This is a genomic window from Bradyrhizobium sp. (assembly GCF_004799445.1).
Classification (GTDB): domain Bacteria; phylum Pseudomonadota; class Alphaproteobacteria; order Rhizobiales; family Xanthobacteraceae; genus Bradyrhizobium.
Genome location: NZ_SSNA01000098.1, coordinates 22,703 through 45,977, shown reverse-complemented (window position 1 = coordinate 45,977; position 23,275 = coordinate 22,703). Strand labels below are relative to the sequence as shown.

Annotated in this window: 20 protein-coding genes; 8 read left to right on the top strand and 12 right to left on the bottom strand. The window is 64.0% G+C overall.

Annotated elements, in window-relative coordinates:
- Positions 1-129 precede the first annotated feature (129 nt).
- Positions 130-747: a glutathione S-transferase family protein gene (locus tag E8A46_RS12960; RefSeq protein ID WP_291561152.1), complete on the bottom strand. Its 618-nt coding sequence runs from the start codon at positions 745-747 to the stop codon at positions 130-132.
- A 284-nt stretch (positions 748-1,031) separates the two neighbouring features.
- Here E8A46_RS12960 and E8A46_RS12955 point away from each other — a divergent pair, with 284 nt between their 5' ends.
- The 5 genes from E8A46_RS12955 (at position 1,032) to E8A46_RS12935 (ending at position 7,032) form a co-directional block, all read left to right on the top strand.
- Positions 1,032-2,084 carry a hypothetical protein gene (locus tag E8A46_RS12955; RefSeq protein ID WP_291561150.1) on the top strand — a complete coding sequence of 351 codons (1,053 nt, stop codon included), beginning with the start codon at positions 1,032-1,034 and terminating at the stop codon, positions 2,082-2,084.
- Between the two features lie 236 nt (positions 2,085-2,320).
- A complete protein-coding gene (locus tag E8A46_RS12950) occupies positions 2,321-3,919 on the top strand; it encodes a hypothetical protein (RefSeq protein WP_291561188.1) in 1,599 nt (532 codons plus the stop codon).
- 98 nt (positions 3,920-4,017) lie between these two features.
- Positions 4,018-5,253, top strand: a complete 1,236-nt coding sequence (locus E8A46_RS12945; RefSeq protein ID WP_291561148.1) for a flavin-dependent oxidoreductase — start codon at positions 4,018-4,020, stop codon at positions 5,251-5,253.
- A 161-nt stretch (positions 5,254-5,414) separates the two neighbouring features.
- Positions 5,415-6,830 carry an MFS transporter gene (locus E8A46_RS12940; protein ID WP_291561146.1) on the top strand — a complete coding sequence of 472 codons (1,416 nt, stop codon included), beginning with the start codon at positions 5,415-5,417 and terminating at the stop codon, positions 6,828-6,830.
- A 37-nt stretch (positions 6,831-6,867) separates the two neighbouring features.
- On the top strand, positions 6,868-7,032 hold the full coding sequence (locus E8A46_RS12935) for a hypothetical protein (RefSeq protein WP_291561143.1): 165 nt from the start codon (positions 6,868-6,870) through the stop codon (positions 7,030-7,032).
- On the opposite strand, the gene E8A46_RS12930 is transcribed toward E8A46_RS12935, so the two are convergent.
- The 5 genes from E8A46_RS12930 to E8A46_RS12910 all read right to left on the bottom strand — a co-directional run bounded on the left by E8A46_RS12930 (position 7,029) and on the right by E8A46_RS12910 (position 13,359).
- On the bottom strand, positions 7,029-7,676 hold the full coding sequence (locus E8A46_RS12930) for a glutathione S-transferase family protein (RefSeq protein WP_291561141.1): 648 nt from the start codon (positions 7,674-7,676) through the stop codon (positions 7,029-7,031). The genes E8A46_RS12935 and E8A46_RS12930 overlap by 4 nt on opposite strands.
- 65 nt (positions 7,677-7,741) lie before the next feature.
- Positions 7,742-8,947 carry a CaiB/BaiF CoA-transferase family protein gene (locus E8A46_RS12925; protein ID WP_291561140.1) on the bottom strand — a complete coding sequence of 402 codons (1,206 nt, stop codon included), beginning with the start codon at positions 8,945-8,947 and terminating at the stop codon, positions 7,742-7,744.
- A gap of 302 nt (positions 8,948-9,249) precedes the next feature.
- Positions 9,250-12,336: a bifunctional proline dehydrogenase/L-glutamate gamma-semialdehyde dehydrogenase PutA gene (gene putA, locus E8A46_RS12920; RefSeq protein WP_291561137.1), complete on the bottom strand. Its 3,087-nt coding sequence runs from the start codon at positions 12,334-12,336 to the stop codon at positions 9,250-9,252.
- A 330-nt stretch (positions 12,337-12,666) separates the two neighbouring features.
- Positions 12,667-12,867, bottom strand: coding sequence for a cold-shock protein (locus E8A46_RS12915; protein ID WP_079600225.1), 201 nt, complete (start codon positions 12,865-12,867; stop codon positions 12,667-12,669).
- Between the two features lie 285 nt (positions 12,868-13,152).
- Positions 13,153-13,359: a hypothetical protein gene (locus E8A46_RS12910; protein ID WP_291561135.1), complete on the bottom strand. Its 207-nt coding sequence runs from the start codon at positions 13,357-13,359 to the stop codon at positions 13,153-13,155.
- A gap of 12 nt (positions 13,360-13,371) precedes the next feature.
- Between E8A46_RS12910 and E8A46_RS12905 the strand changes: the two genes are divergently transcribed.
- Complete coding sequence (locus tag E8A46_RS12905; RefSeq protein ID WP_291561134.1) at positions 13,372-13,695, top strand: hypothetical protein; 324 nt, start codon at positions 13,372-13,374, stop codon at positions 13,693-13,695.
- Positions 13,696-13,869: 174 nt separating this feature from the next.
- On the opposite strand, the gene E8A46_RS12900 is transcribed toward E8A46_RS12905, so the two are convergent.
- The 4 genes from E8A46_RS12900 to E8A46_RS12885 all read right to left on the bottom strand — a co-directional run bounded on the left by E8A46_RS12900 (position 13,870) and on the right by E8A46_RS12885 (position 17,879).
- Positions 13,870-14,190, bottom strand: coding sequence for a cytochrome c (locus E8A46_RS12900; RefSeq protein WP_291561132.1), 321 nt, complete (start codon positions 14,188-14,190; stop codon positions 13,870-13,872).
- Positions 14,191-14,201: 11 nt separating this feature from the next.
- On the bottom strand, positions 14,202-15,407 hold the full coding sequence (locus tag E8A46_RS12895; RefSeq protein WP_291561130.1) for a molybdopterin-dependent oxidoreductase: 1,206 nt from the start codon (positions 15,405-15,407) through the stop codon (positions 14,202-14,204).
- A 303-nt stretch (positions 15,408-15,710) separates the two neighbouring features.
- A complete protein-coding gene (locus E8A46_RS12890; RefSeq protein WP_291561128.1) occupies positions 15,711-15,962 on the bottom strand; it encodes a hypothetical protein in 252 nt (83 codons plus the stop codon).
- Positions 15,963-16,151: 189 nt separating this feature from the next.
- Positions 16,152-17,879 carry an adenylate/guanylate cyclase domain-containing protein gene (locus E8A46_RS12885; protein WP_291561125.1) on the bottom strand — a complete coding sequence of 576 codons (1,728 nt, stop codon included), beginning with the start codon at positions 17,877-17,879 and terminating at the stop codon, positions 16,152-16,154.
- Between the two features lie 207 nt (positions 17,880-18,086).
- Between E8A46_RS12885 and E8A46_RS12880 the strand changes: the two genes are divergently transcribed.
- Positions 18,087-19,766: a glycosyltransferase family 39 protein gene (locus E8A46_RS12880; protein ID WP_291561183.1), complete on the top strand. Its 1,680-nt coding sequence runs from the start codon at positions 18,087-18,089 to the stop codon at positions 19,764-19,766.
- Positions 19,767-19,770: 4 nt separating this feature from the next.
- On the opposite strand, the gene E8A46_RS12875 is transcribed toward E8A46_RS12880, so the two are convergent.
- Together E8A46_RS12875 and E8A46_RS12870 are read right to left on the bottom strand one after the other, a co-directional pair.
- Complete coding sequence (locus tag E8A46_RS12875; RefSeq protein ID WP_291561123.1) at positions 19,771-20,802, bottom strand: TIGR01620 family protein; 1,032 nt, start codon at positions 20,800-20,802, stop codon at positions 19,771-19,773.
- Complete coding sequence (locus E8A46_RS12870; protein WP_291561121.1) at positions 20,799-22,268, bottom strand: YcjX family protein; 1,470 nt, start codon at positions 22,266-22,268, stop codon at positions 20,799-20,801. Before E8A46_RS12870 ends, E8A46_RS12875 begins: the two co-directional genes overlap by 4 nt.
- A gap of 169 nt (positions 22,269-22,437) precedes the next feature.
- On the opposite strand from E8A46_RS12870, the gene E8A46_RS12865 reads away from it, so the two are divergent.
- Positions 22,438-23,142, top strand: coding sequence for a hemolysin III family protein (locus E8A46_RS12865; RefSeq protein ID WP_291561120.1), 705 nt, complete (start codon positions 22,438-22,440; stop codon positions 23,140-23,142).
- Positions 23,143-23,275 lie beyond the last annotated feature (133 nt).

Sequence of the window (23,275 nt, the reverse complement as noted above, 5' to 3'; positions counted from 1 at the left end):
CCCGGATGCAGTGCAGCGCGTTAGCGGTGCGCTGCTGATCCGGCGGCCCCATCATTTGGAAACGAGTGGATCCCGGCTCTGCGGTGCACCGCGAAGAGGCGCTGCACCGCGTCCGGAACACGAAACCAGCTACGCCTTCACCGAAGGCCGCTCCCTGACGCGGGCGAACCAGGCGGCGATATTGGTATTGGCGGGATCGAGCGGCTGGCCGACTCGCTCCTCATTGCCGAAATCGATCCAGCAGTAGAGCAGGATATCGGCCAGCGTGAAGCGCGTGCCGCAGAGATACTGCTTGCCCGCCATCTGAACGTTGAGCCATTGCAGGCGGTTGGCCGCGATCATCTTGAGGCCCGGAGAAGCTTCCGGCGCGCAGGGAATCCGGTCTTGGAAAAATTTCAGGGCAACGCCAAAACGATAGCCGTTGGCGAGCGGCTCGCAGATATTGAGGTCGACCCGCCGCGTCCACATCCGGCACTCGGCGCGCTGCTCCGGCGTCGTTCCGATCAGCGCCGGTTCCGGCTTTTTCTCTTCGAGATATTCGCAGATCGCGGTGATCTCCGACAGATAGCTGCCGTCATCAAGCTCCAGCGTCGGCATCTGGCCGTGCGGATTGCGCTTGAGATGGTCGGCCTGCCGGTTTTCGCCGCCGCGCAGATCGACGGTCTGCCTGGGTATCTCAATGCCCTTCTCGGCCATGAACATGCGGACGATGCGCGGGTTCGGTCCGATCGAGTCGTAGAGTTTCATGGCGTTCCCCCCAGAATTTGTACCGGCATTTTGTTGACGCTTTTGAGCAGACCGCACCCCGTTTTGTCAAACCGGGGCGCTCGGGGCTCGTCGGGTTGTTGAGGGCGCGCGGCGATGGGCATGATCGGCTCGAAATGCGATCCGCCCGTCAGGGGCCGGCCGAAGGACGCGGTCCTGGGTTGAGACCCGCGCCGGTGACTTCCTTAAATTTCGGTAAGCCGGCGGCCAGGTAACGATTTCGCAAGCAATAAAAGTTACCAAATGGTCAACCTTTACTGGAGATTTTGATCGTGAGCGAACAAACGGGCGAACAGATCAGCGGTGAATCCGGTACCCTCGGCGACGGGCCGGCCGTTCCCCATTCGTCGGACGGGCAAAACGAACCGGTGGCTTCCTCGGCGCAGCAGGCGGCGCACCGATCGACCGACCTGGAATCCCCGGGTCTGGCGCCGGAGCAGGGCGCAGCCGCCGAAATGCCGGAGGCCGACGCGCCCAAGACTGACATGCCGAAGGCTGAAACGCCCAAGGCTAATACGCCCAAGGCTGACGCCGCGGCCATCCATGCCGCCAGTTCCGATGCCGCCGAGGCCGCCGCGCCGCGCATCCCCGGCAAAATCATGATCATGTCATCCGGCGATCGGGCCTGGACAGACAACGAGCACAGTTCGGAACCAGAGATCACGGAGAGCCAGGCCATGTTCGGCAAGCGCCGGATCGCAGCCCTTGCTGCCGTGGTGGCGTTGGCCATTTTGGCAGGCGCGCTCGGCGGCGCGCTGGCGACGGCTGCGCTGACGCATGTTGCCGGCGATGACGCCGCGCCCCCCGGCAATCACGCGCTCGAGGCCACTGTCGCGCGGATCGATGCGGATATCCTGGCGCTGAAGGCCGGCGCCGAACACACCTCCAAGCTCGGCATGAGCCAATTCAACAAGACCGGCGATCGTCTCGACAAGCTCGAGAAGGCGCAAGCTGAGCCCGCCGCCAAAATCGCCAAGCTCAGCGAGGCCGTGGACAAGCTGCGCGCCGCACCGGCCACTGCGCCTGCGCCGGTCGCCGCGGCGCCGGCGCCGGCAAAGGACGTCACCGGCTCGATTACGCCGCCGGCAACGGCGGCAGCGGCCACGGCGCCCAAGGTCGACGTCGGAAGGTTGCCGACGGTGGATGGCTGGGTGCTGCGTGACGTCGCCCGTGGCGGCGCGCTAATCGACGGACGGCAGGGCGTTTACGAAGTGTATGCGGGTGATTTCGTGCCGGGCCTCGGCCGGGTCGATGCCATCCGCCGCCAGGACGGCCGCTGGGTCGTCGTGACCAGCAAGGGCCTGATCGTCGCGCGATAGACCATGATCCCGCAAAGCGGGTAGCGGTTTTTGCAAAAAGATCATGTCAGGCGGGGGTTCTGATTCAGCGAAGCTGGGTCAGGCCCTGGCCAGTCGCTTCACTGCGACGTGAAGCCAAGCGTGGTGATTTTGATGGCCGCGCGACAGCCGGCCCGCTTTTCGGCTATTTTCCTGAAATAGAAGCGCTGCCTGCGAGAGGCCTGGAATGCAGCTTGTTGCGCGGTGTTTGTCAGGATATGGGCCGGCCATTGCGATTTCTCGTCGTCATCCTCGTTCTGTTTTGTAGCCTGCTTCCGCTACGCCACGCGCAGAGCGCGCCCGCGCTGGAGCGTGGAGTGGCGATCACCGATCCTCTGGCTTTGCGCGAACTCGACCGCGGAAGATTTGGCCTCGTTCGTCTCCTTGTGCCGGCGCGGCCGGCGGAAGCGCCGCTTAGCGGCAGCGAGTTGTTCGCGTTGCCCTCGATGGCCCTCGTCCGCAGGGCGCTTGATGAAGAGTTCGAGCGGTACACGCAACGACACAAGGCCGATCTTCCGAACGAGACCATCGGCGTTGGAACGGGCTTTGATTTTCAGTTGTTCGATCGCGCATCGCTCTATTCTCCCGATGCGCGCTTCGTGCTGGCGGGCATCGTCAACCGGATGGACCGCGCCTATCTGTCCGAGGCCAATTGCGGTGAAATCCGGCTGATCTACCGGCTGACGCGGGCCGATGTGCCGGCGACCGGTGATCAGGTGGTCTCGCCGCGGCTGCCGATGACCCTCAATCTGGTGCTCAGGGCCAGGAACGACGCGGCGACGCACGACAGGGCGACGGATGGTAATGCGACGAACAACAGGGCTGCCGCACTTGGCTGCGCCGGGATCGCGCGTCGGTGGCTCGCAGCGGGCGACTGGCCGCAGACCGGGGTTGAGCTTGCGGAAAAACTGACATCCGAAGCCGGCCCGCTGGATTTGATCGGGCCAGAGAACATCGTCCGCATCGAGACCAATCTTCAGATCGCGCACGCGCCGAAATCACAGGTCCGCGATTTCCGCACCGACTATCTCCTGAAGGTGTTTGACTACAACGCGCCGGCGGAGACGTTCGAGGAAGCGCCGCTCGAAAACCAGATAGATCGCGAGCGTATCCTGGCGGATAGGAGTCTCGCGCGCGACTTCAAGGCATGGTTGCTCGAGCCAACGCATTTCAGTGAACTCGATCGCGGGACGATTCTGATTCCGCAAGCGTATCTCGCGACCCGCGCGATCGCCCCGACCCCGACCGGATTTTCGCCCTCCGACCTGCAACCGGCCTTCGGCCTGGTGCAAGGGGAGCGAGATGATCCGGTATTCACGAAGAACGACGTCGTCGCGGCCCTGGAAAACGCGGCAAAACGCGGCATCAGCCTGCAGAATATCCGTTCGCTCGCGGGCTTCGAGCGCCGGCTCAACGACATCACATGCTCCGGCTGCCATCAAACCCGTGGCATCGGCGGGTTTCATTTCCCGGGCGTCGACTGGATGGCGGTCCATCCTTCGAATTCGACGGTGGTGCCGGGCTCGCCGCATTTCTTCGGCGACCAGATCCGCCGCCGCGCCATTCTGACCTCGATGCGCGACGGCGAACGCCCGGACTACTCGCGGGGCTTTTCCAGCCGGCCGCAATTGCGCGGCAGTAGCGAACTCGTCGGGACCGAATATGACGACGGCTGGGGCGCGCATTGCTATGGCCAGCGCCCCAACGCCGCCGACAATGACCGCAGTTTCAGGTCATGGACCTGCGCCAGGGGGCTCGCCTGTCAGGTCCTCAGCGATGTCTCAGGCATGGGAATGTGTTTCATCGGCAGTCGCTAGGCAAAGCCTTGGTCGTCGCGTGGCCTCCAGATTGACAGTAGGCTCACCGATCTGTTTCATCGCGGTAACCGGACATCGATGCATGCCGGGGAGGAAACATGGACGACATCATCATTGTCGGCGCCGGCATTGGCGGATTGACGCTGGGATTGGCGCTGCACGCCGCCGGGATCCCGTGCCGGATATTCGAGTCGGCGGCCGAAATCCGCCCCGTCGGCGTCGGCATCAATCTCCTGCCGCACGCCACCAGGGAATTGGCCGCGCTGGGCCTCGAGGCCGATCTGGCGCGGGCCGCGATCGCCACCCAGGATGCAACCTTCTTTAACCGCTTCGGTCAGCTGATCTACCAGGAGCCGCTGGGCCGCGCCGCGGGCTACGACCATCCGCAATTCTCGATCCACCGCGGCGACCTGCAGATGGTGTTGCTGGAGGCGTTCCGCGCGCGCGCCGGAGCCGAGGCGCTCCTCACCGGCCATCATTGCGTTGGCGTCGAGCAGGACGAGACCGGCGTCAGCGTGCATTTCTCCGCCGGGCCGGGCGGCGCCACCAGCCACACCATCCGCGGCCGCGCCGCCATCGCCTGCGATGGCATCAACTCCGCGATCCGCAAGCAGTTTTTCCCGGGCGAAGGCGAGCCGCGCTATTCCGGCGTCAATATGTGGCGCGGGGTCACGCGATGGAAGCCGATCCTGTCGGGCGCGAGCCTGATCCGGGCGGGGTGGCTGTCGCACGGCAAGATGGTGATCTATCCGATCCGCGCCGCAGCGAGCGACGGATTGCAGCTCGTCAACTGGGTCGCCGAAATCGAAACGCCGGTCTATCGCAAGCGCGACTGGAACCGGCCGGGATCCATCGACGATTTCATCGGCGCGTTCGCCGATTGGCATTTCGACTGGCTCGACGTTCCAGCCCTGATCCGCGCCGCCGACAGCGTGCTGGAATTTCCGATGGTCGATCAGGACCCGCTGCCGCGCTGGAGTTTCGGCCGGGTGACGTTGCTCGGCGACGCGGCGCACCCGATGGTGCCGCGCGGCTCCAACGGCGCCGGCCAGGCGATCCTCGATACCCGGGCGCTGACGTCGGCACTATCAGGCAACGCCGATCCCGTCGCCGCGTTCGCCGCCTACGAGAAGCAGCGGCTTGAAGCGACCACGCGCGTGGTTCTGACCAACCGCACCAATCCGCCCGACGCGATCCTGCGCGAGGTGTTTCAACGCACCCACGACCGGCCGTTCGCGCGAATCGACGACGTCATCAGCCGCGACGAACTGGTCGCCCTGTCCGATGGCTACAAGCAGATCGCCGGCTATTCGAAGGAAGCGTTGCGGGTGTGAGAATGGGCGGCGCGCCATTGGGACCGTCATTGCGAGCCAACGGGTCGCGCGTATGCGCGCCCGATGATAAACTCAGCGAAGCAATCCATCTAACCGCGCGGAAAGATGGATTGCTTCGTTGCTTCGCTCCTCGCAATGACGATATTGTTAGAGGAAGGCCCATGGATATCTCTCAGGCGCAAGGCGGGGGCGCACCGCCCGTCGATGTCGCCGGGTTCATCGATGCGCAACCCGTCGGCGGGTTTCAGCTGAAATTGCTGCTGACCTGCGCGGCGGTGCTGTTTCTCGACGGCTTCGATACCCAGGCGATCGGCTTCGTCGCCCCCGCGCTCGCCAGGGAATGGGGCCTCGGCAAGGGCGCGCTCGGCCCGGTGTTCAGCGCGGGCTTGTTCGGGCTGATGATCGGCGCGCTTGTGTTCGGACCGCTGGCGGACCGGGTCGGACGCAAGAAGATCATCATCCTGTCGACGCTGGCGTTCGGCATCGGCGCGCTCCTCACCGCCTTGGTCCAGGACGTGAGCACCCTGATCGCCATCCGCTTTCTAACCGGCCTCGGGTTGGGCGGTGCGATGCCCAACGCCATCGCGCTGACGTCCGAGTTCAATCCGCGCCGCCGCCGCGCCACCATGGTGATGATCATGTTCTGCGGGTTTTCCGTGGGCGCAGCGCTCGGCGGTCTGCTGGCGGCCGCATTGATTCCGCAGTTCGGCTGGCGGTCGGTGTTTGTCGTCGGCGGCATCGCGCCGCTGCTGCTGACGCCGATCCTGGCGCTGAAATTGCCGGAATCGGTACGGTTTCTGGCACTCACCGGCCGCGCCGATGCGCGCGTCGCGCAACTGCTCGGGCTTATCAATCCGAAGGCGCTGTTCGCACCGGGGACCCGGTTCATGGTGGATGAGCCGGAACTGGCCGGGATCCCGGTCAAGCATCTTTTCAAGGGCGGACGAACGCTGGCGACGCTGCTGTTGTGGGTGGTGTTCTTCATGAGCCTGCTTGACCTCTATTTCCTGTCGAACTGGCTGCCCACCGTGCTCAACGATCTCGGCGCTTCGGTTCCGCAGGCGGCTCTGATCGGATCGATGCTGCAGGTCGGCGGCGTGGTCGGAACTTTCGTGCTTGGCAGCATCATCGACCGCTTCTCGTTTCGCGCGCTGGCGCTGGTGTATTTCATCGCCGTGTTCGCGGTCGGCGCGATCGGCCAGCTTGGGCATTCGGCCAGCTTCGTCACCATGGCGATTTTCGCGGCCGGGTTTTGCATCGTCGGCGGCCAGATCGCCGCCAATGCGCTGGCCGCGGGGTTCTATCCGACCGCGGTCAGGGCCACCGGCGTCGGCTGGGCGCTCGGGATCGGCCGGGTCGGCTCGATCGTCGGACCGCTGGTCGGCGGCGCGCTGCTGACCATGAAATGGAGTGCCGGGCAGGTGTTCGTGGCGGCCGCGGCCGCGGCCCTGTGCGCGGCGCTGGCGGCGTTTTCGCTGAGCCGGCTCGCGGGGCTCGGCGGAAGCGGCAGAGGCGTTGCCGAATCCCCGGCATCGTTTGAGGCGAGCCTGCGTCCGTCGACGACGGCCGGGGCCTAGGCTAGGTTAGGACGGTTCGTGACGGGAGGGACAGGCCGTGAGCGATCCGAGCGGGGAAACCAAAGAGCGGAACCGCGAGATCGCCGAGAACGAAAGCGCGCGGCAAACCACCGGCGACATCCGCGTTAGCGTGTGGGCGATCGCAGTCGCCGTCATCATCGTCCTCGCCGCCGTCGGCTGGGTGCTGCTCCACAACCATTAGCGCGCGTAATGCGTGAGACGTTTGCCGGGCAACAGATCGTAGGCGGAGCGCCAGCCGGGCAGGCTGGCGACGCGGCCGAGCCAGGCGCTGACGGCCGGGTGGCTCGCCGCAAGGTCGTATCCGGTTTCGTCGCTTGGATAAGAGAGGTAGGCGGTCATTGAAAGATCAGCCACGGTCGGCCGGTCGCCGATGGCGAAGGCGGAGCGTTGCAGGTGCTGCTCCAGGATTCTCAGAAAATCGTCGAGGCGCTTGCGGAAGTGGGCAAGCACATGCGGATCGGGAGATGGCGTGAACGTCCGATAGTACCGATAGGTCGCCATGTAGCCGGTCAGCTTGTGGTTGTCCCAGAACAGCCAGCGCAATATCTCGAACTTCTCCGCGGCATTCTCGCCGCCGAACCGGCCATACTGTTCGGCGAGCTTGAGCAGGATCGGCGCGGTCTGGGTGAGGCGCTCGCCATCTTCTTCCAGCACTGGAATTTCGCCCATTTCGTTGACCGTCCGCCGCCACTCCGCTGTACGCGTCACGCCGCCGCCAAAATCAGTCCAGACGGGTTCGAACGTCTGTCCACAAAGGGTCAGCATCAGCGCCAGCTTGTAGCTGTTCCCGGACTCTGGAAAATAGTGCAGGCGGTAGGCAGGCATTCCCGATCTCCTTGTTTGATCTGTCGTGCGACGATGCCGGCTGACTTCGCCGTATCGTCCGGCCTTCACGCCACCGCGCCCGACGCCCGCAATTTCCGGATCGACGCGTCGTCGTAACCGGCCTCGCGCAGGATGTCATCACTGTGCTCGCCGATCCCGGGCGGATGCCGCGGCTTGACCTTCTGGCTGCCGTCGATCCAGATCGGGCTGTTGATCGTCAGCATGGTGTCGTTCTCGAACGGCACCAGCACCTCGTTCTCGATCATCTGCTTGTCATTGGGGATGTCGTCGAGGATGCCGACCACGCCGAACACCAGGCCGTTGCCGTCCAGTATCCCGCGCCATTCGGCCAGATCCCTGGTGGCAAAGACTTCGTCGAATATCCTGATCAGTTCGAGCGATCGCGCATGGCGGTCGGGCCTGGTGGCGAATCGCGCGTCGTTGACGAGATCTTCCCGTCCGAGGCAGCGCGCCAGCACCGGCCATTGCCGCTCCTCGTTGAGCAGCGACAAAATGAGCCAGCGCCCGTCCTTGCACCGGTAGTGATTGGTGACCGCGTTCAGCGCGCGCTCGCGCGGGCGCCTCTCTCCGAATTTCGCGCCGCATAATTTGGCCTGGGCCAGCACGCCGGCGGCCCAGACGCCGTTGGCCATCAGGTTTGAGCTGACATGCGAACCCTCACCGGTGCGCTCGCGCTTGTAGAGCGCGGTGACGATCGCGCTGTAAAATGCCATCGCGCAGGGGTGATCGCCCATGCCGGCGACCGAGCGCGCCGGGGTGGTGTTCTCGTCGGCGCGCACCAGATCCATCAGGCCCGAGCGCGCCCAATAGGCGTTGCTGTCGAATCCGGGCTTGTTGGCTTCCTCGCCCTTCTCGCCGTAGCCGGTGAACGACGCATAGACCAGCCGCGCATTCCTCGGCTTGAGTTCCTCATAGGTGATGCCCAGCCGCTGGCGCACGCCGGGCGGAAAATTGGTGATGAAGACGTCGGCTTCAGCCACCAGCCGATACAGCACCGCCTGGCCCTCCGGCCTGGAGAGGTCGAGCGCAAGGCTGCGCTTGTTGCGCGATTCCAAGAGCCAGGCGAAATTATGCGGGCTGACCGGATATCCCGGCAAATTCGGCAGGTTGCGGTAGGGATCGCCCGATCCCGGCGGCTCGATCTTGATCACTTCGGCGCCGAAATCCGACAGCACGGTCGCGGCCGCGGGTGCGGCGATGAAGCTCGCGCAATCCAGAACCTTGAGGCCTTCAAAGATGCCCTCTTCCATGCGAGGTCGCTCCCGTCTTGTTGTTGGTCTTCTGTTGTTGCTGTTATACCGCGCCGTGGAATTACTCTTCGCGACCAGGCGGATTCGCGCGCATTTGACCGATGTTGGCGTCGCGATGCAACGGCGCTTTCTTACCCTCCCCTGGAGGGGGAGGGTCGACGCGAATGAAATGAGCGGCAGGGTGGGGTGACGGACTCTCACCTCGAACGGTGTCCGAACTGAGAGACCACCCCACCCCGTCTCGCATCTTGCTTCGCTCGATGCGAGCCGACCCTCCCCCTCCAGGGGAGGGTAAGGACGTCTCACTCCTCGCTCGACAGCAGCGCCGCGTTGCCGCCGGCCGCCGCCGTATTGACGGTCACCGTCTGCTCGGTGGCAAAGCGCGCCAGATAATGCGGGCCGCCGGCCTTGGGGCCGGTGCCCGACAATCCCTGGCCGCCGAACGGCTGCACGCCGACCACGGCGCCGATCATGTTGCGGTTGACATAGATATTGCCGACGGAAAGGCGATCGACCACCGCCTCGATCGTGTCGTCGATTCGCGAGTGGATACCGAGCGTCAGCCCGTAGCCCGAGCGTTCGATCGACCGCAGCACGGAACCGAGCCGGTCGGCGCCGTAGCGCACCAGGTGCAGCACGGGTCCGAATACTTCCTCGGTCAATTGACCGGCGTCGGACAGTTCGAAAATATGCGGCGCGACGAAGTTGCCGGCGGGCGCACGCCCTTCGAAATGGGTGCGGGCTTCATTCTTCATTCGCGCGATATGCGTCTCGAGCCGCTGTTTTGCATCGGCGTCGATCACGGGTCCGATCTGCACGGATGGATCGCGCGGATCGCCAACCTTAAGTTCGCGCGCGGCCCCAGCAATCATCTCGATCATGCGCTCGGCCACGTCGTCCTGCACGAACAATAGCCGCAGCGCGGAGCAGCGCTGGCCGGCGGAGCGAAACGCCGAGGTCACGGCATCGTCGGCGACCTGTTCGGGCAGGGCGGTCGCATCCACGATCATCGCATTGATGCCGCCGGTCTCGGCAATCAGCGGCACGATCGGGCCGTCCTTGGCGGCGAGCGCGCGGTTGATCGAACGGGCGGCTTCGGTCGAGCCGGTGAAGACGATACCCGCCACATCGGGATGGGCGGTCAGCGCCGCGCCAATATTGCCGTCGCCGGGCAACAGCTGCAGCGCGGAAGCCGGCACGCCCGCCTCATGCAGCAACCGGACAGCCTCCATGGCAATCAATGGCGTCTGCTCGGCAGGCTTTGCCACCACCGCATTGCCGGCCATCAAGGCCGCCGTCACCTGGCCGGTAAAAATCGCCAGCGGAAAATTCCATGGCGATATCGCGACAAACACGCCGCGGCCGCGCAGCCGCAACAGGTTACTCTCGCCGGTCGGACCCGGCATGGTCTTGTCAGCGCCGAACAGGTCGCGTCCTTGCGCGGCGTAGTAACGGCAGAAATCAGTGGCTTCGCGGACTTCGGAGAGCGCGTCATCGAGCGTCTTGCCGCCCTCGCGTTGCAATAGCGCGATGAAGCGCGCCGCGCGCCGCTCCAGCAGGTCAGCGGCCTGCTGCAGGATTTTCACGCGCGTGTCGGCCGACGTTCGGCTCCAGCCGAAAAAACCGTTGCGGGCGGCTGCCATGGCCGCGTTCGCGTCGGCGGTCGCCGGGTCGACCACGCTCCCGATCCCTATGGTCTGGTCGATCGGGCTGTAAACCGGTCGCGCAACGCCTGCGCTGGCCTGGCCGTCGATCACGGATGCTGCCGCAACCGGAGCCGTTTCCGCCGCGACCGCGGCAAGCAGGCCGCCCAGCGCGGCGCGGTCGCCGAAGTCGATGCCGCGGGAATTTCGGCGTTGTGGCCGATAGAGATCGCCGGGGGCCGGGATGTTCGGATTGCGGGCATTTTCGGCGGTGCCGATGATGCCGGCCGGGCGCCGCAGCAGCGTTGCCACCGGCACCGCATCGTCGGCGGCCAGCGCCACGAATGATGAATTGGCGCCGTTTTCCAGCAGCCGCCGCACCAGATAGGCCAGGAGGTCGCGGTGGCTGCCGACCGGCGCATAGGTGCGGCAGGCCAGGCTCGGAGCATCCTCGCTTAATTGCGCGTAAAGCGCTTCCCCCATGCCGTGCAGGCGCTGAAATTCGAAACCGCCTCCGCCATCAGCCAATTCCAGAAGGGTTGCGACCGTCAGCGCATTGTGGGTGGCGAATTGCGGGAACAGGCGGGGTCTCAAGCCCAGCAGTTTTTGCGCGCAGGCGATGTAATTCAAATCGGTCATCGCCTTGCGGCTGAACACCGGATAGCCGGCAAGCCCACGCTCCTGCGCGCGCTTGATCTCGGTGTCCCAATAGGCGCCCTTGACCAGGCGCACCATCATGCGCCGGTTCAGCGTTGACGCGAGTTCGTCCGTATAGTCGATCACGGCGGCGGCGCGTTTCTGATAGGCCTGGATGGCGAGGCCAAAGCCGTCCCAGCCGGCGAGCGAAGCGTCACTGAATGCGGCAGCGATCACCTCCAGTGACAGTTCCAGCCGGTCCGCTTCCTCGGCATCGACCGTGAAATTCAGATTGTGGGCCTTGGCCCGCCGCGCCAGATCGATCAGCCGCGGCACCAGTTCGGTGATCACCCGCTCGCGGCTCAACGCTTCGAAGTGCGGATGCAGGGCCGATAGCTTGACCGAGATGCCGGGCCGGTCGGGCAGGGGCCGGTCGTCGGTGGCGCGGCCGATGGCCTCGATCGCGCTGGCGTAGGAATCGAAATAGCGCTCCGCATCGTCAGTGGTGCGCGCGCCTTCGCCGAGCATGTCGAAGGAATAGCGCGGGGCGGCGGGCGACTGTGCCCGCGCCAGCGCCGCCTCGATGGTCTCGCCAAGCACGAAATGGCTGCCCATCAGCCGCATCGCCTGCCGGGTGGCGGCGCGGACCGCCGGCGCGCCCAGACGCTTCACCAGCCGCCCGATCGTCCCTTGCGGGGTTTCGCCGGGCTGAATCACGCGCGCGGACATCCCGAGCGCCCACGCCGACGCATTGACCAGGAACGCGCTCGACTTGGTCTCGTGGTGCACGAAGTCGCCCTCGCCGAGCTTGTCCTCGATGAAACGGTCGGCGGTGCGGGCGTCGGGCACGCGCAGCAGCGCTTCCGCCAGCACCATCAGCGCCAGGCCTTCCCTGGTGGACAACGCAAATTCGCGCAGCATGTCCTCGACGCCGCCGAGCCGGTCGTCGCTTGAACGAATGGCATCGATCAGACGCGTCGCGGTGCGGTCGATCCGCGCGTTTTGTTCGGTGCTCAGGCGGGCGATTTCGAGAAGCTGCCCAGCAATCGCACCATCGTCCGGCGCGTAGGGCGCCGTGAACTGGGGAAGGGAGGCGGGATCGAGTTTCATCGCATGCCCCGGCGCAAGATCCGCCAAGCATACAATCAAGCCGAACTCAAAGGAATCGGCGGTTTGGCGTCACGACGAGGCGTGTTCAATCATCGGGCGTGCGATCGACGCAAAGCCTGCCGCGGGCAGCGTGCTGCCACCGGAGGTTGGGAATGTCGGAGAATGGGTCAAAGGTATCGGGCATTCGAACCGGCGCGTTCTGCGCCGACTCAAAAATGCGCAAGAGCGTTCCCGCTCCTGCCAGTTGAAATCTGTTTGCTTGGGGTTCTTGCTGAAGCCCCACTCCCGGATCGCCTCCGAGAGTGCGCTGCTATCGACCGCGCTCTCGGATCAAACCTTGAGATTCTCGGCCGATGTCTTGCCGCGATTGGCAACTTCTTCGTATTCCACCGTCTGTCCTTCGTTAAGCGTCGAAAGGCCAGCTTTCTCGACTGCCGAAATATGGACAAAAACGTCTTTGCCGCCGCTCGAGGGCTGAATGAATCCGAAGCCCTTGGTCGCGTTGAACCACTTCACAGTACCTTTAGCCATCACGTCGTCTCCGCAGGATCAAAAACAAAAGTGGACTCCCGGTCCCCGCAAACCGCCATGTCCGACCAATACGATACGCGGTATGGCGCGCGCTTGATAGCTTAAACGTCAGGGGGATTTCGGCATAAAACGATCATTATCGCGGCGCATTTGCAGCTTTTTGGCCGTTTTGCGAGGATTTCGCGCTGTGAACGCTCGAAAAATGCGGCCGGTTATGGTTTTTCGAGCGAGCCGGGATTGGGCTTGTGACTTGCGTCACGCTGGATGGCTTCCTTCAATTTGGAATCAAATTTTCACCTTCAAGAACGCTATCGGGTAGAGGCGGCCGGGGGCCGGATCGCCGGCTGAATACTCCCGTTCGCCGGTTGCCCCGTTGGTTCCGGTGATAGCTGCCTTTTCTGCCCTGGAACAGGAGATGAAACCTTCGTCATCTTTGGATCTGTCCGGAACAAAGGCGGTGAACGCCCCGTTTCTCTCCATAGCTTTACTCATGGAGAAAATCATATGACCAAATTTAGGACTTTAGGCGCGATCTGTCTTGCGGCTGCGTTGGCCGCAGCGTCTCCGGCGCTCGCACGAGGCGGTCACGGTGGTGGAGGTTACCATGGTGGCGGCGCTCACTTCGGAGGCGGTGGATTCCGTGGCGGCGGCATCGGAGCCGGTGTTGCGGCTGGCCTGATCGGAGGCGCAGTGCTGGGCGGGGTCTACGGCTACAATGGCGGCCCCGGCTATTATGGCGATTCATATGGCTACGACGGCGGGAACGACGGCAGTTACTACGACTACGACGGCCGCTACTACAGCAACGGTCACGCCACTTTCAACTGATCCCGACAACTGATCCTGACTTGGGAATTGCAAGACCTGGGAATTGCAAGCGGGTGCCGTTCCATCGCGGGAACGGCCCCGCTGCTACCCGGGCTTGATCCGTTGATCGAATCAGAACCGAGACGTTTGCTTTTTGCTTTACGCAAACCGCTGTCCGCCTTGGTTGCAAATCTCCTAATAGGTCGCGGCGAGATAATCGACGATCCTGGCAACGTCCGCTTCGTCGATCGGCGCGCCGTAGACCTTGATCATCTTGGTGACTTCAGCCTTCCAGAAATCCGTCTTGTATTTCGGCCCGCGCGGCTGGATGGCGATATAGTCGGCGGAGTGGCAGCCCGTGCAGTTGTTCTGCACCACCTCGAGATTTGGCCCCGGCTTGAAGGCGGCCGTTTCGTCCGGAAGCTTGTAGGAAACCGGCGCGGCGATTACTGCACCCAGACCCAGGGCCGAGATGGCCGCGGTGGCGAGCAGGGGAAGAGCAAGCCGGCGTGTCATGACATGTCTCCTCACGCCGCGGTGACGCGAACGGTTTCGACGACGTTGCGCAAATAGCCCGCCGGATTCCATCGTGGCTCGATCGGCTGCGTGTCGTCGGCATTGTTGGTCGCGCGAACCCGCAAGTCATAGAAGCCGGGGACCAGTTTCACCGGCAACGTCCATTCGCGGAACGAATATTTGCCGAGATCCTTGCCGAGCTTGGCCGGTGTCCAGGTCTCGCCATTGTCGGTCGAGACCGCGACCTCCTTGATGCCCTTGCCGCCGTCGAAGGCGATCCCCTTCAGTTTCGTCGTCTTGCGGGCTTTCAGTTTTCCGTCATTGCTCACATTGGTGAAGAAGGAGCGGACCGTGAAGCGGTTGATCGGGATCGTCGCTTTCGGCGCGGTGCCCGGCTCGACGCAGTTGCAGGGCGTGTCCGGAATCCGGTAGGCGGATTTCATCCAGAAGCCGTCGAACACACTATCGATCACCGTGATTTCGTTGAGGTGCTTGACCCAATAGGTGCCGTAATAGCCGGGCACCACCAGGCGCAGCGGAAAGCCGTTGAGAAATGGCAGGTCCTCGCCGTTCATGCCGTAGGCCAGCATCACCTCGCCGTCGCGCGCATGGTCGATATCGAGCGCCTTGACGAAATCAGGCGTCGTATCCATCACCGGTCCATCCATTCCGTTGAGGGTGACCTGTCTTGCGCCCTGCTGCACGCCGGCCATGTCGAGCACGGTCTTCAGCGGCACGCCGCGCCAGCGCGCATTGCCCATCGCGCCATTGCCCAATTGACCGCCGGCGACGCGCGGCTCGAAAAATCCGCGGCTGTTGCCCGAGCATTGATTGACCGCGACCAGTTCGACCGCCGGCAGCTTGCGTATGTCCTTAAGGGAGAGGCTGAGCGGACGATCGACCTTGCCTTTGATCGCCAGCGTGAATTTGTCGGGATCGATGGTGTAGGGGATGCCGGCCAGATGATAGCGCACGAAAAAAGCATCATTCGCTGTGATCGGGCCGTCGTCGAACACGGAGAATGGCGTCTCGAGCTGCGGCGGCCGGCTGGTCAGGACGATCATCGGGCGCTTTTGTGGATATTTTACCAGCGGCCGTTTGCCGTTGTCGAATGGCAGCACCACGGTGGGGTCGAGGGCGAACGCCCTGGCCGGGCCCAAACCTGTCGCAAGCGCCGCGATGCCGGCGCGTTTGAGCAACTCCCGTCTGTCGAGCATCGCCTCTCCCCCTGAAGCTTTTCTGCCGATGCCGGCGGTGGCCGGATTCGGTGATTTGTGGCTACCCATTTTCGCCGAACCGGTAGTCGATTTTGCTAAATGGAGCCCGCGCGATAGTCGCATTGCCACGGCGTAAGTCAATTCCGAGTTGATTTATGCTTTCGAAAGCGCCCAGGACGCTGCGATGCAGCAACCGGCCGGCCCAGATCACTATGACGGGACGCTTTCATTGGGACAGCAAAATACAAAACCCCGGCCGCTGGTGTGCGGCCGGGGCTCTTGCTTGAGCGAAGCTGACTTCGATCAATAGCCGCAGGTATTGACGGTGCGCAGGCGATAACCGAACGGGGTCATCACGCGGCGCGTCACATAGCATCCGCCGTCGTCATAGTCGCCGGCATAGCCGATACCGAAGCCGCCGAAGTGATGATGATGAAAGCCGCCGCCCCAGCCCCATCCGCCGCCCCAGGGCTTTGCGGAAGCGGCGGAGGGAGCCAGCGCTACTGCGCTGAGAGTAGCTGCGGCGACAAGAGCGAGAGTGAGTTTACGTAACATGGTCGTTCTCCTTTTAGCGATGCGCGAGAGGCGCGGGTTGTAGTTTTCAGTCTTACCCATCGCCCATCAGTCGCACCCCCGAGGAGCGGGGTTCGAGAAATTCGATGGCAGTTCAGGGAGATTTTTCTGAATGGTTATTCAGATGTGCGCCAGATCACGTATCGACCTGACGTCGTTAAGATGGCGTCGTTAAGCAGCCGCAGGCTTTACGTCATCGAGCAACGCCGACAGCACATTTGTGCTTGCGACAGTACGAACAATCATCGGCTCATTGCGGCCACGGATGTCCACTTCCTGCCGCGGCAGCGCATCGGCTGCAAGGCCGGCCGTGGCCCGGACCTCGTCCGACAGGATGGCTTCACATCCGAGATTTTTGGTCATGTCCTGCAGCCGTGCTGCGACGTTGACCGCGTCGCCGAGCGCGGTGAATACCATGTGATCGCGGTAGCCGATGTCGCCGACGATCACCTCGCCGCTGTGAATGCCAATGCCGAAGCGGATCGGCTCGCGCAGATCGTGCTGGAGAAATTGATTCAGTTCATCGACATTGGCGGCAATCATCGCCGCCGCCTTCAGCGCTTGCCGGCAGGCGGTTTGCCGATTGGTGGCAAGTCCGAACAGCGCCAACTGCCCGTCGCCGAGAAACTGGTTGGGCTGGCCGCCGCATTCGATCACGGCCTGCGATACGGCGCCGAGGAAGCGGTTGACGACGAACACCGTATCGAACGGCAGCCGGTGTTCCGCGAGTTTGGTCGAGCCGCGCATGTCCACGAACATGCTGACGAGGTAGCGCTCCTCGCCGATATGTGAGGGGCCTGAGGCGGCCGCGGTCTGCGGCATGAAAATCTGGAAGAAGGAAATATCGGTCTCGGGCCTGAGCTGGCAGGCCAGCCGAATGGCCGGATCCGCTCCGGTGCCGACCCGGTTGAGCACGAAGGCTTCGCGATTGGATGGCTCCGGCAGCATGGCGCAGTCACCGATCACGCGAATGCGGCAGGTCGAGCAGCGGGCGCGGCCGCCGCAGACGCTGGCATGCGGGACCTGGTGGCGCAGGCTCGCTTCCAGCACGGAAAGGCCCTTCGGCACCCGGACCGTGCGGCCATTGCCATAGGACAGGCTGATCATGCCGCCGCGCCGCTCGTTGAGGGCGCGCACGCCCCGTGCGGCCAGGACAAATCCGATCAGGCCGAGATAGCCGATCAGGAAATCATCGGTGATGCTTTCCAGCACGTTCTGCTCGGCCGGCGTGCCGACCTTGTCTTGCGACAGATTGGTCGTCCGCCATTCGGCGCTGGTGCTTTCCTTGGCGACGCTTCGTCCGCCCTGGTAGAGACCGAGCAAGGCCAGCGTCGGCACCAGCACCGCCGCGGCCAGCAGGAAGGGTGCTGCGGGTTTGAAGAACGCCTTCATCCGCAGCCAGAAATAAAGACCGATGCTGCCATGGATCCAGGCGACGACCAGCACCGATAAGATCAGCCAGACTCGGAAAGGCCATACCACCCAGTAGCCGTAGAGCACTTGCGGATAGAGCTTTGTCTGTCCGAACAGGGTGTGGCCGAGCCGCACGCCGGCGATGTGGGCAACGACGAGCGCCGGAATGCTCAGGCCGAGCACGAGCTGCAGCGGCTCGATCGCCTTCCAGCGAAATTGCCGGCGCTCGTAAAGCGCCCAGATCCCGAGACCGGCGTGAAGCAGCGCGGCAGTGTAAAAAATGATCGCGACCGGCAGAAACTGCCAGAACAGGACGTGGTAATGGACGCCCCATGCCAGCGCATCAAGCGAGATATTGCCGAGCGCGTGGTTGAGGAAATGGCTGACCAGATAGGTAAACAGCACCAGCCCGCAGACCAGACGGATCTGCCGCAGGCTGACGCCGCGAACGAGTTTTCCGAGCTGGGCCGTGTCAAATGCAGTCATGCGGATCCGTTGCATCTACGATAGACCCGCGAAACTAGCGTTTAATTCCGCAAGCGAGAAGTGGTCCTGGCGTTGGTCGGGACGACGGAGAGGGTGTGAACACGTTGACACCTCCGGGAGAGTCGGGGAGAAAGCACCGTGACGATTGCGCCTCCCGACATTGGCCCCGCCAGGCCGGACCATTCCGCCTTTCGGCGACGGCTTGCCGTGGCCGCGCTGATCGCCGCACTGACGGCGTTGCGGGTGATCTACGCCAGCCTGCTCGATCTGCGCACCGACGAGGCTTATTACTGGACCTGGTCGAAGGAGAGCGTGCTTTCCTTCCTCGATCACCCGCCGATGATTGCGTGGTTCATCCGGTTCGGCACCGCGATCTTCGGCGACACCAATTTCGGGGTGCGCTTTGCCGGCGTGCTGGCGATGGGGGTGATGCAACTGCTCATCGCCGACATCGTCCGGCGCGTGACGCATGATTGCCGCGCGGTGGTGATCGCGGTCCTGATGCCGGAAGCCGCACTCTACTACGGTCTGCTGATGGCCAAGGTCTCGCCCGACGTCGCGCTAATTCCATTTGCCACCGCCATGGTGTGGGCACTGGTTCGGCTCACCGAGAGCGACGATGGGCGCTGGTGGCTTGCCGCGGGCGCCTTCGCGGGGCTGGCATTGCTGTCGAAATTCACCGCCGGCCTGCTGCTTCCGGCGGTAGCGGCGTTCATGCTGGTGCCGCGCTGGCGCGGGCGCTGGCTGCGCAGCCCCTATCCGTGGCTGGCGGCGCTGATCGCGTTGGTGCTGTTCCTGCCGGTCCTGGTCTGGAACATGCAGCACGACTGGGCGTCGTTCCGCTTCCAGCTGGTGCGCGCGATCGCGACGCATGAATGGTCGCTGCGCACGCTCGGCGAATTCATCGGCCTGCAATTCGGGCTGGTCGGATTCATCCTGCTGCCGGTGGTGCTGACCGGGGTCGCGTTGACGGCGTGGCGCGGTTACCGCCGAGGCGACGCCGTGGCCATTTTGTTATCGACCGCGGTGATCGTTCCCTTCGGTTATTTCCTGTGGAAGTCGCTGAGCTTGCGGGTCGGCGATACCTGGCCGATGTTCATCTGGCCGTTTGGATTTGCCGCCGCCGCGATCAATCTTGCGATGCTCAGGGGGGAGGGCTGGCCGGAATCGTTGGTCAGATCGTCGTTCGCCTGGGCGAGGCTGGCGATCATCTGCGGCATCGCCTTTGTCGCCGGCGTGTTTCTCTATTATGTCGCGTCGCCGTGGAATTTCATCGGCCGGACCGATCCGGTCGGCGGCGAGGCTGGGTACGAGGCGATCGTGGATCGGGCGAAGCTGGAACTGCAAAAAACCGGCGCGACCTGGATCGCCACCACCGACTACCGGACCTATGCGATGCTGCGCTGGTTTTTCGGCGGTCGCCTGCCGGTGGTCCAGATCAACGAGCGCGGACGGTATCTCGGCTTTCGCGATCCCGACATGAATTTGATCCGGGGTCACACCGGCCTCTATGTCGGGCGCGAGCCTTACAATCACCCTGCCAATCCGCTGTGGGCCTCCACGACGGCGATCCGGGAGCCGCTGGAACGGGTCGACCGCGTCTGGCGCGGCATCGTGATGGACACCTACGCGCTGGAAAAATTCACCGGCTGGACACCGGAGCTCTCACCGCCCGAGGGCTCGCCGCTTTATCGCTGGCGTGAACTGGCGGGGGAAATTCGCCCAGCATTTCACGTTGCTGCCGGAAAGATGTCATTCCGGGGTGCGCAGGGCGCGAACTACGATGTGCAACTGCACATCGGAGAATCTCGAGATTCCCCGATGTGCAGTGCACATCTGAGGTCTGGTCCTTCGAACCGTCCCGGAATGACCAAATCCAGGACCTAAGAACTCACTCCTCACCCTCGCGCTTGCGCAAAAGATCCTTCGCGAGGTCGGTGAGCGCGGGCCGCGGCAGCGCGGTGAACGGCAGCGGCCGGGTAACGTCGACGGCGGCTAGCCCGAGCCGCGCCGTCAACAGGCCGTTGAGCACGCCTTCGCCGAGCCGCTGCGACAGTTTCGCCGCCAGCCCATGGCCGAGCACCTGCTGGATCAGGCTGTCGCTGGCCGCCATGCCGCCGGTGATGGCGACATGCGAGATGACATGGCGCATCAGGCGGATCATGCCGAGCGCGCCCGGCCGGCCGCCGTAGAGCCGCGCCAATTGCCGGATCAGGCGAAGCGATGCGGCGAATACGAAGAGCACGTCGACCAGAGCGCGCGGGCTGACGGCGGTGACGATCGAGACGCGCTGGGCGGCCTGTGAGATCAGGCGCCGCGCCTCGGAATCGAGCGGCGCCATCAATTCGCGCTCGGCGAGGCGGATCATGTCGGCGCCATCGATGATGTCGTCGGCATGGCCCACCAGCGCAGCGCGCGCCCGCGCCAGATGCGGATTCTGGTGCGCGATCTTCAGAAGATCCTGCACCACGGCGCGGCTTTCGGCGCGATCGTCGCTGGCGAGCACTTCAATCGCGCGCAAATGCAGTTTTTCGATCGTCGCCAGCCGCATCAGTCCGAACGCCTCGCGCGTGACCACGACAACAAAGGCCAGCGCGGCGGCAATGGCAAAGGCGAGACCGAGAAAGCCGAGGCCTTCGCTGCGCGCAAACAGATCCTCGATCAGCTGGGTTACGCCCAGGCCAACGCCGAGCAGGGTCAGTCCGCCGACCGCGCTCCAGAACAGCGTCCCCCAGCGGAATCCCCGCGGTGCGGGAAGGACCTCGGCCTCGAGGGGGACCGGCAGCAAAGCCGGGTCGGACTCCGGCGTGACGTGGACCGTGCCGCGGGCGGGGCGGCTGGCATCGTCGCCGTCCATCACGATCACGCCGGGATCGCCGAGCTTGAAGGTCGCCGGCTTGCGATGCGGGGAGCGCTCGCTCATTGCAATTGGTCTCCGATCAGGAACTGCAGCGCCCGGTCAAGGCGGATGTGAGGCAGCGCCGGGCCATCCGGCCCGTCATTCTCCAGCAGCGGCGGCCGAAAGCGCAGGAAACGAAAATCGGTTTTCCCGGCGCTGGCGCTGGCGAGGCCGCGAAACGCGGCTTCGCCCTTGAACATGTCTTCGGGATCGTCAGGCAGATCGCCCGGAAAGGTCGCGACTTCGGTGTTGCCGTCGAAGGTCTCGCCGTCCGCCCGCTCGCCCGACGCCGGCGTTCCCAATAGCGACGGCAGTTTTTCGCGGCCGCGCGCGACCATCGCCTCGCGGGTGGCGCGGACCGCGGCCAGCGCCACGACGTCGATATCGGCGCCGGTGTCCTCGGCCTTGACGACTGCCATGGCGACGGCGCGCCGCAGCACCGCTTCCAGACGGTCATGGCTCGAATGGTGCAGGTGGTCGGCCTTGGTCGCGGCAAACAGAATCCGATCGATCCTCGGCCGGAACAGCGCGCTGAGCAGCGTGCTGCGGCCGATCCTGAAGCAATCGAGAATTCCGGCCAGCGCCGCCTCCAGATCGACGAGGGCTTCCGGACCGGAGTTGAACGCAGAGAGCGCGTCGACCAGAACCACCTGGCGGTCCAGCCGCGCGAAATGATCGCGGAAGAACGGGCGAACCACGACGTCCTTGTAGGCTTCGAAGCGCCGGCGCATCATCGCCCACAGCGATCCGTCGGGCGCCGTGCCGTGTTCGGGCAGATCGAGCGGCGCGAAGGTCAGCGCCGGCGAGCCCGCGAGATTACCGGGCATCAGGAAGCGGCCCGGCGGCAACAGGCTCATGGCAAAGCGCTCGTCGCGGCAGGCGCGCAAATAGTCGGTGAACAGCTTGGCCGCCGTCAGCGCGGCCTGTTCGTCCGCCTGTGCTTCGGCGCTGAGGGTTGCGAGATACGCGTGCCAGGGCGCGGCGAGCGGCGCGCGGGGACGCCCCCGCGACAATGCCAGGCTTTCGTTCGACCATTGCTCGTAACTTTTGTTGAGCAGCGGCAAATCGAGCAACCACTCGCCGGGATAATCGACGATGTCGAGGGTGAGGCTGCGGTCGGCGCCGTTCTGGCGCTGATAATCGATCACCAGCCGCAGCTCGCTGATATCGACCGTCGAGTTCGGCCAGCGGCGCGCCTCGATCAGGGTGCGGACATGGTTCTCATAGTCGAAGCGCGGTACCGCATCGTCCGGCTGCGGCTCGAGCCGGGCGCGGGCGATCCGCCCGGTCGCGAACGGCTCGAACACCGGAAAGCGGCCGCCGCGGGTGAGGCCGTGGATCAGCGCGGTGATGAAGACGGTCTTGCCGGCCCGCGAAAGTCCGGTGACGCCAAGCCGCACCGTCGGATTGAAGAAGTGCTCGCCAAAATCCCTCAACGCCCGCGCCGACAGCCGCGCTTCCTCGACAATATCGGAAAAACGGGGGGCCATGCGGGCGCGAAAAGCTCGATTTGCGGGGGAAGTTGGCGGCAGGACTCACCGGAAAGTGGCGATTGGCGCAGCAAAATCAAGCTTCACACTTAGGACGCTATTGGGGTTTTATGGTTCGTTGACCTCCTGGAGATACCATTTGTCTTGTTTTGAAGCTTGCCGGGCCGCCATGACCGTCTTCAGACTGAAGCAACTCGCCTCGACCTCCGCCCACGCGGCGGCCGGCGCCATCCGCTGGAACTACGATCGGGCCGAACTGATCGCCGACGGTATCGTGCACGGGATCGGCGTGTTCAGCGGATTGATCGCCACCACGGTGCTGATCGTGCTGGCCGGCGTATTCGCGTCCGCCTACCAGATTGCGCTGGCGTCGATTTACGCGGCAGGCCTGCTCGCGATGCTCGGGTTTTCGGCCGCCTATAATCTCTGGCCGGTGTCGCGGCGCAAATGGCTGCTGCGCCGGTTTGATCATTCGGCGATCTACATTCTGATCGCGGCAACTTACACGCCGGTGTTTGCCCAAATGCAGGACCGCGCGTTCGCGATGTCGCTGCTGGCAGGGGTCTGGAGCGTGGCCGCGGTCGGCGTCGTGCTGAAACTGTTTTTCCCGGGCCGCTTCGACCGGGTATCGGTCGGGCTTTATCTGGCGATGGGCTGGAGCGGGTTGATCGCCTACGACGCCGGCCTGTCGTCGCTGCCGCAGCTCGCGTTCTGGTTCATTGTTGCCGGTGGCTTTCTCTATAGTTTCGGGATTATCTTTCATGCTTGGCACCGGCTTCGCTTCCAGAACGTGATCTGGCATTCCTTCGTGCTGTTGGGCGCGGCCTGCCATTATACCGCCGTGCTCGATCTGGTTCTAGTGCCGTCGATTTGAAGTTCCTACAGTGGTTGCCGCGAGTTCGCGTCGGGAACTTCAAATCGAAAAGCGGCACTAGAAATATATATTTATTAGTGCCCCTTTTGTTTCCGAAGTTCGTGCCAGGTGGCTCCTCAATGGATCACGAACT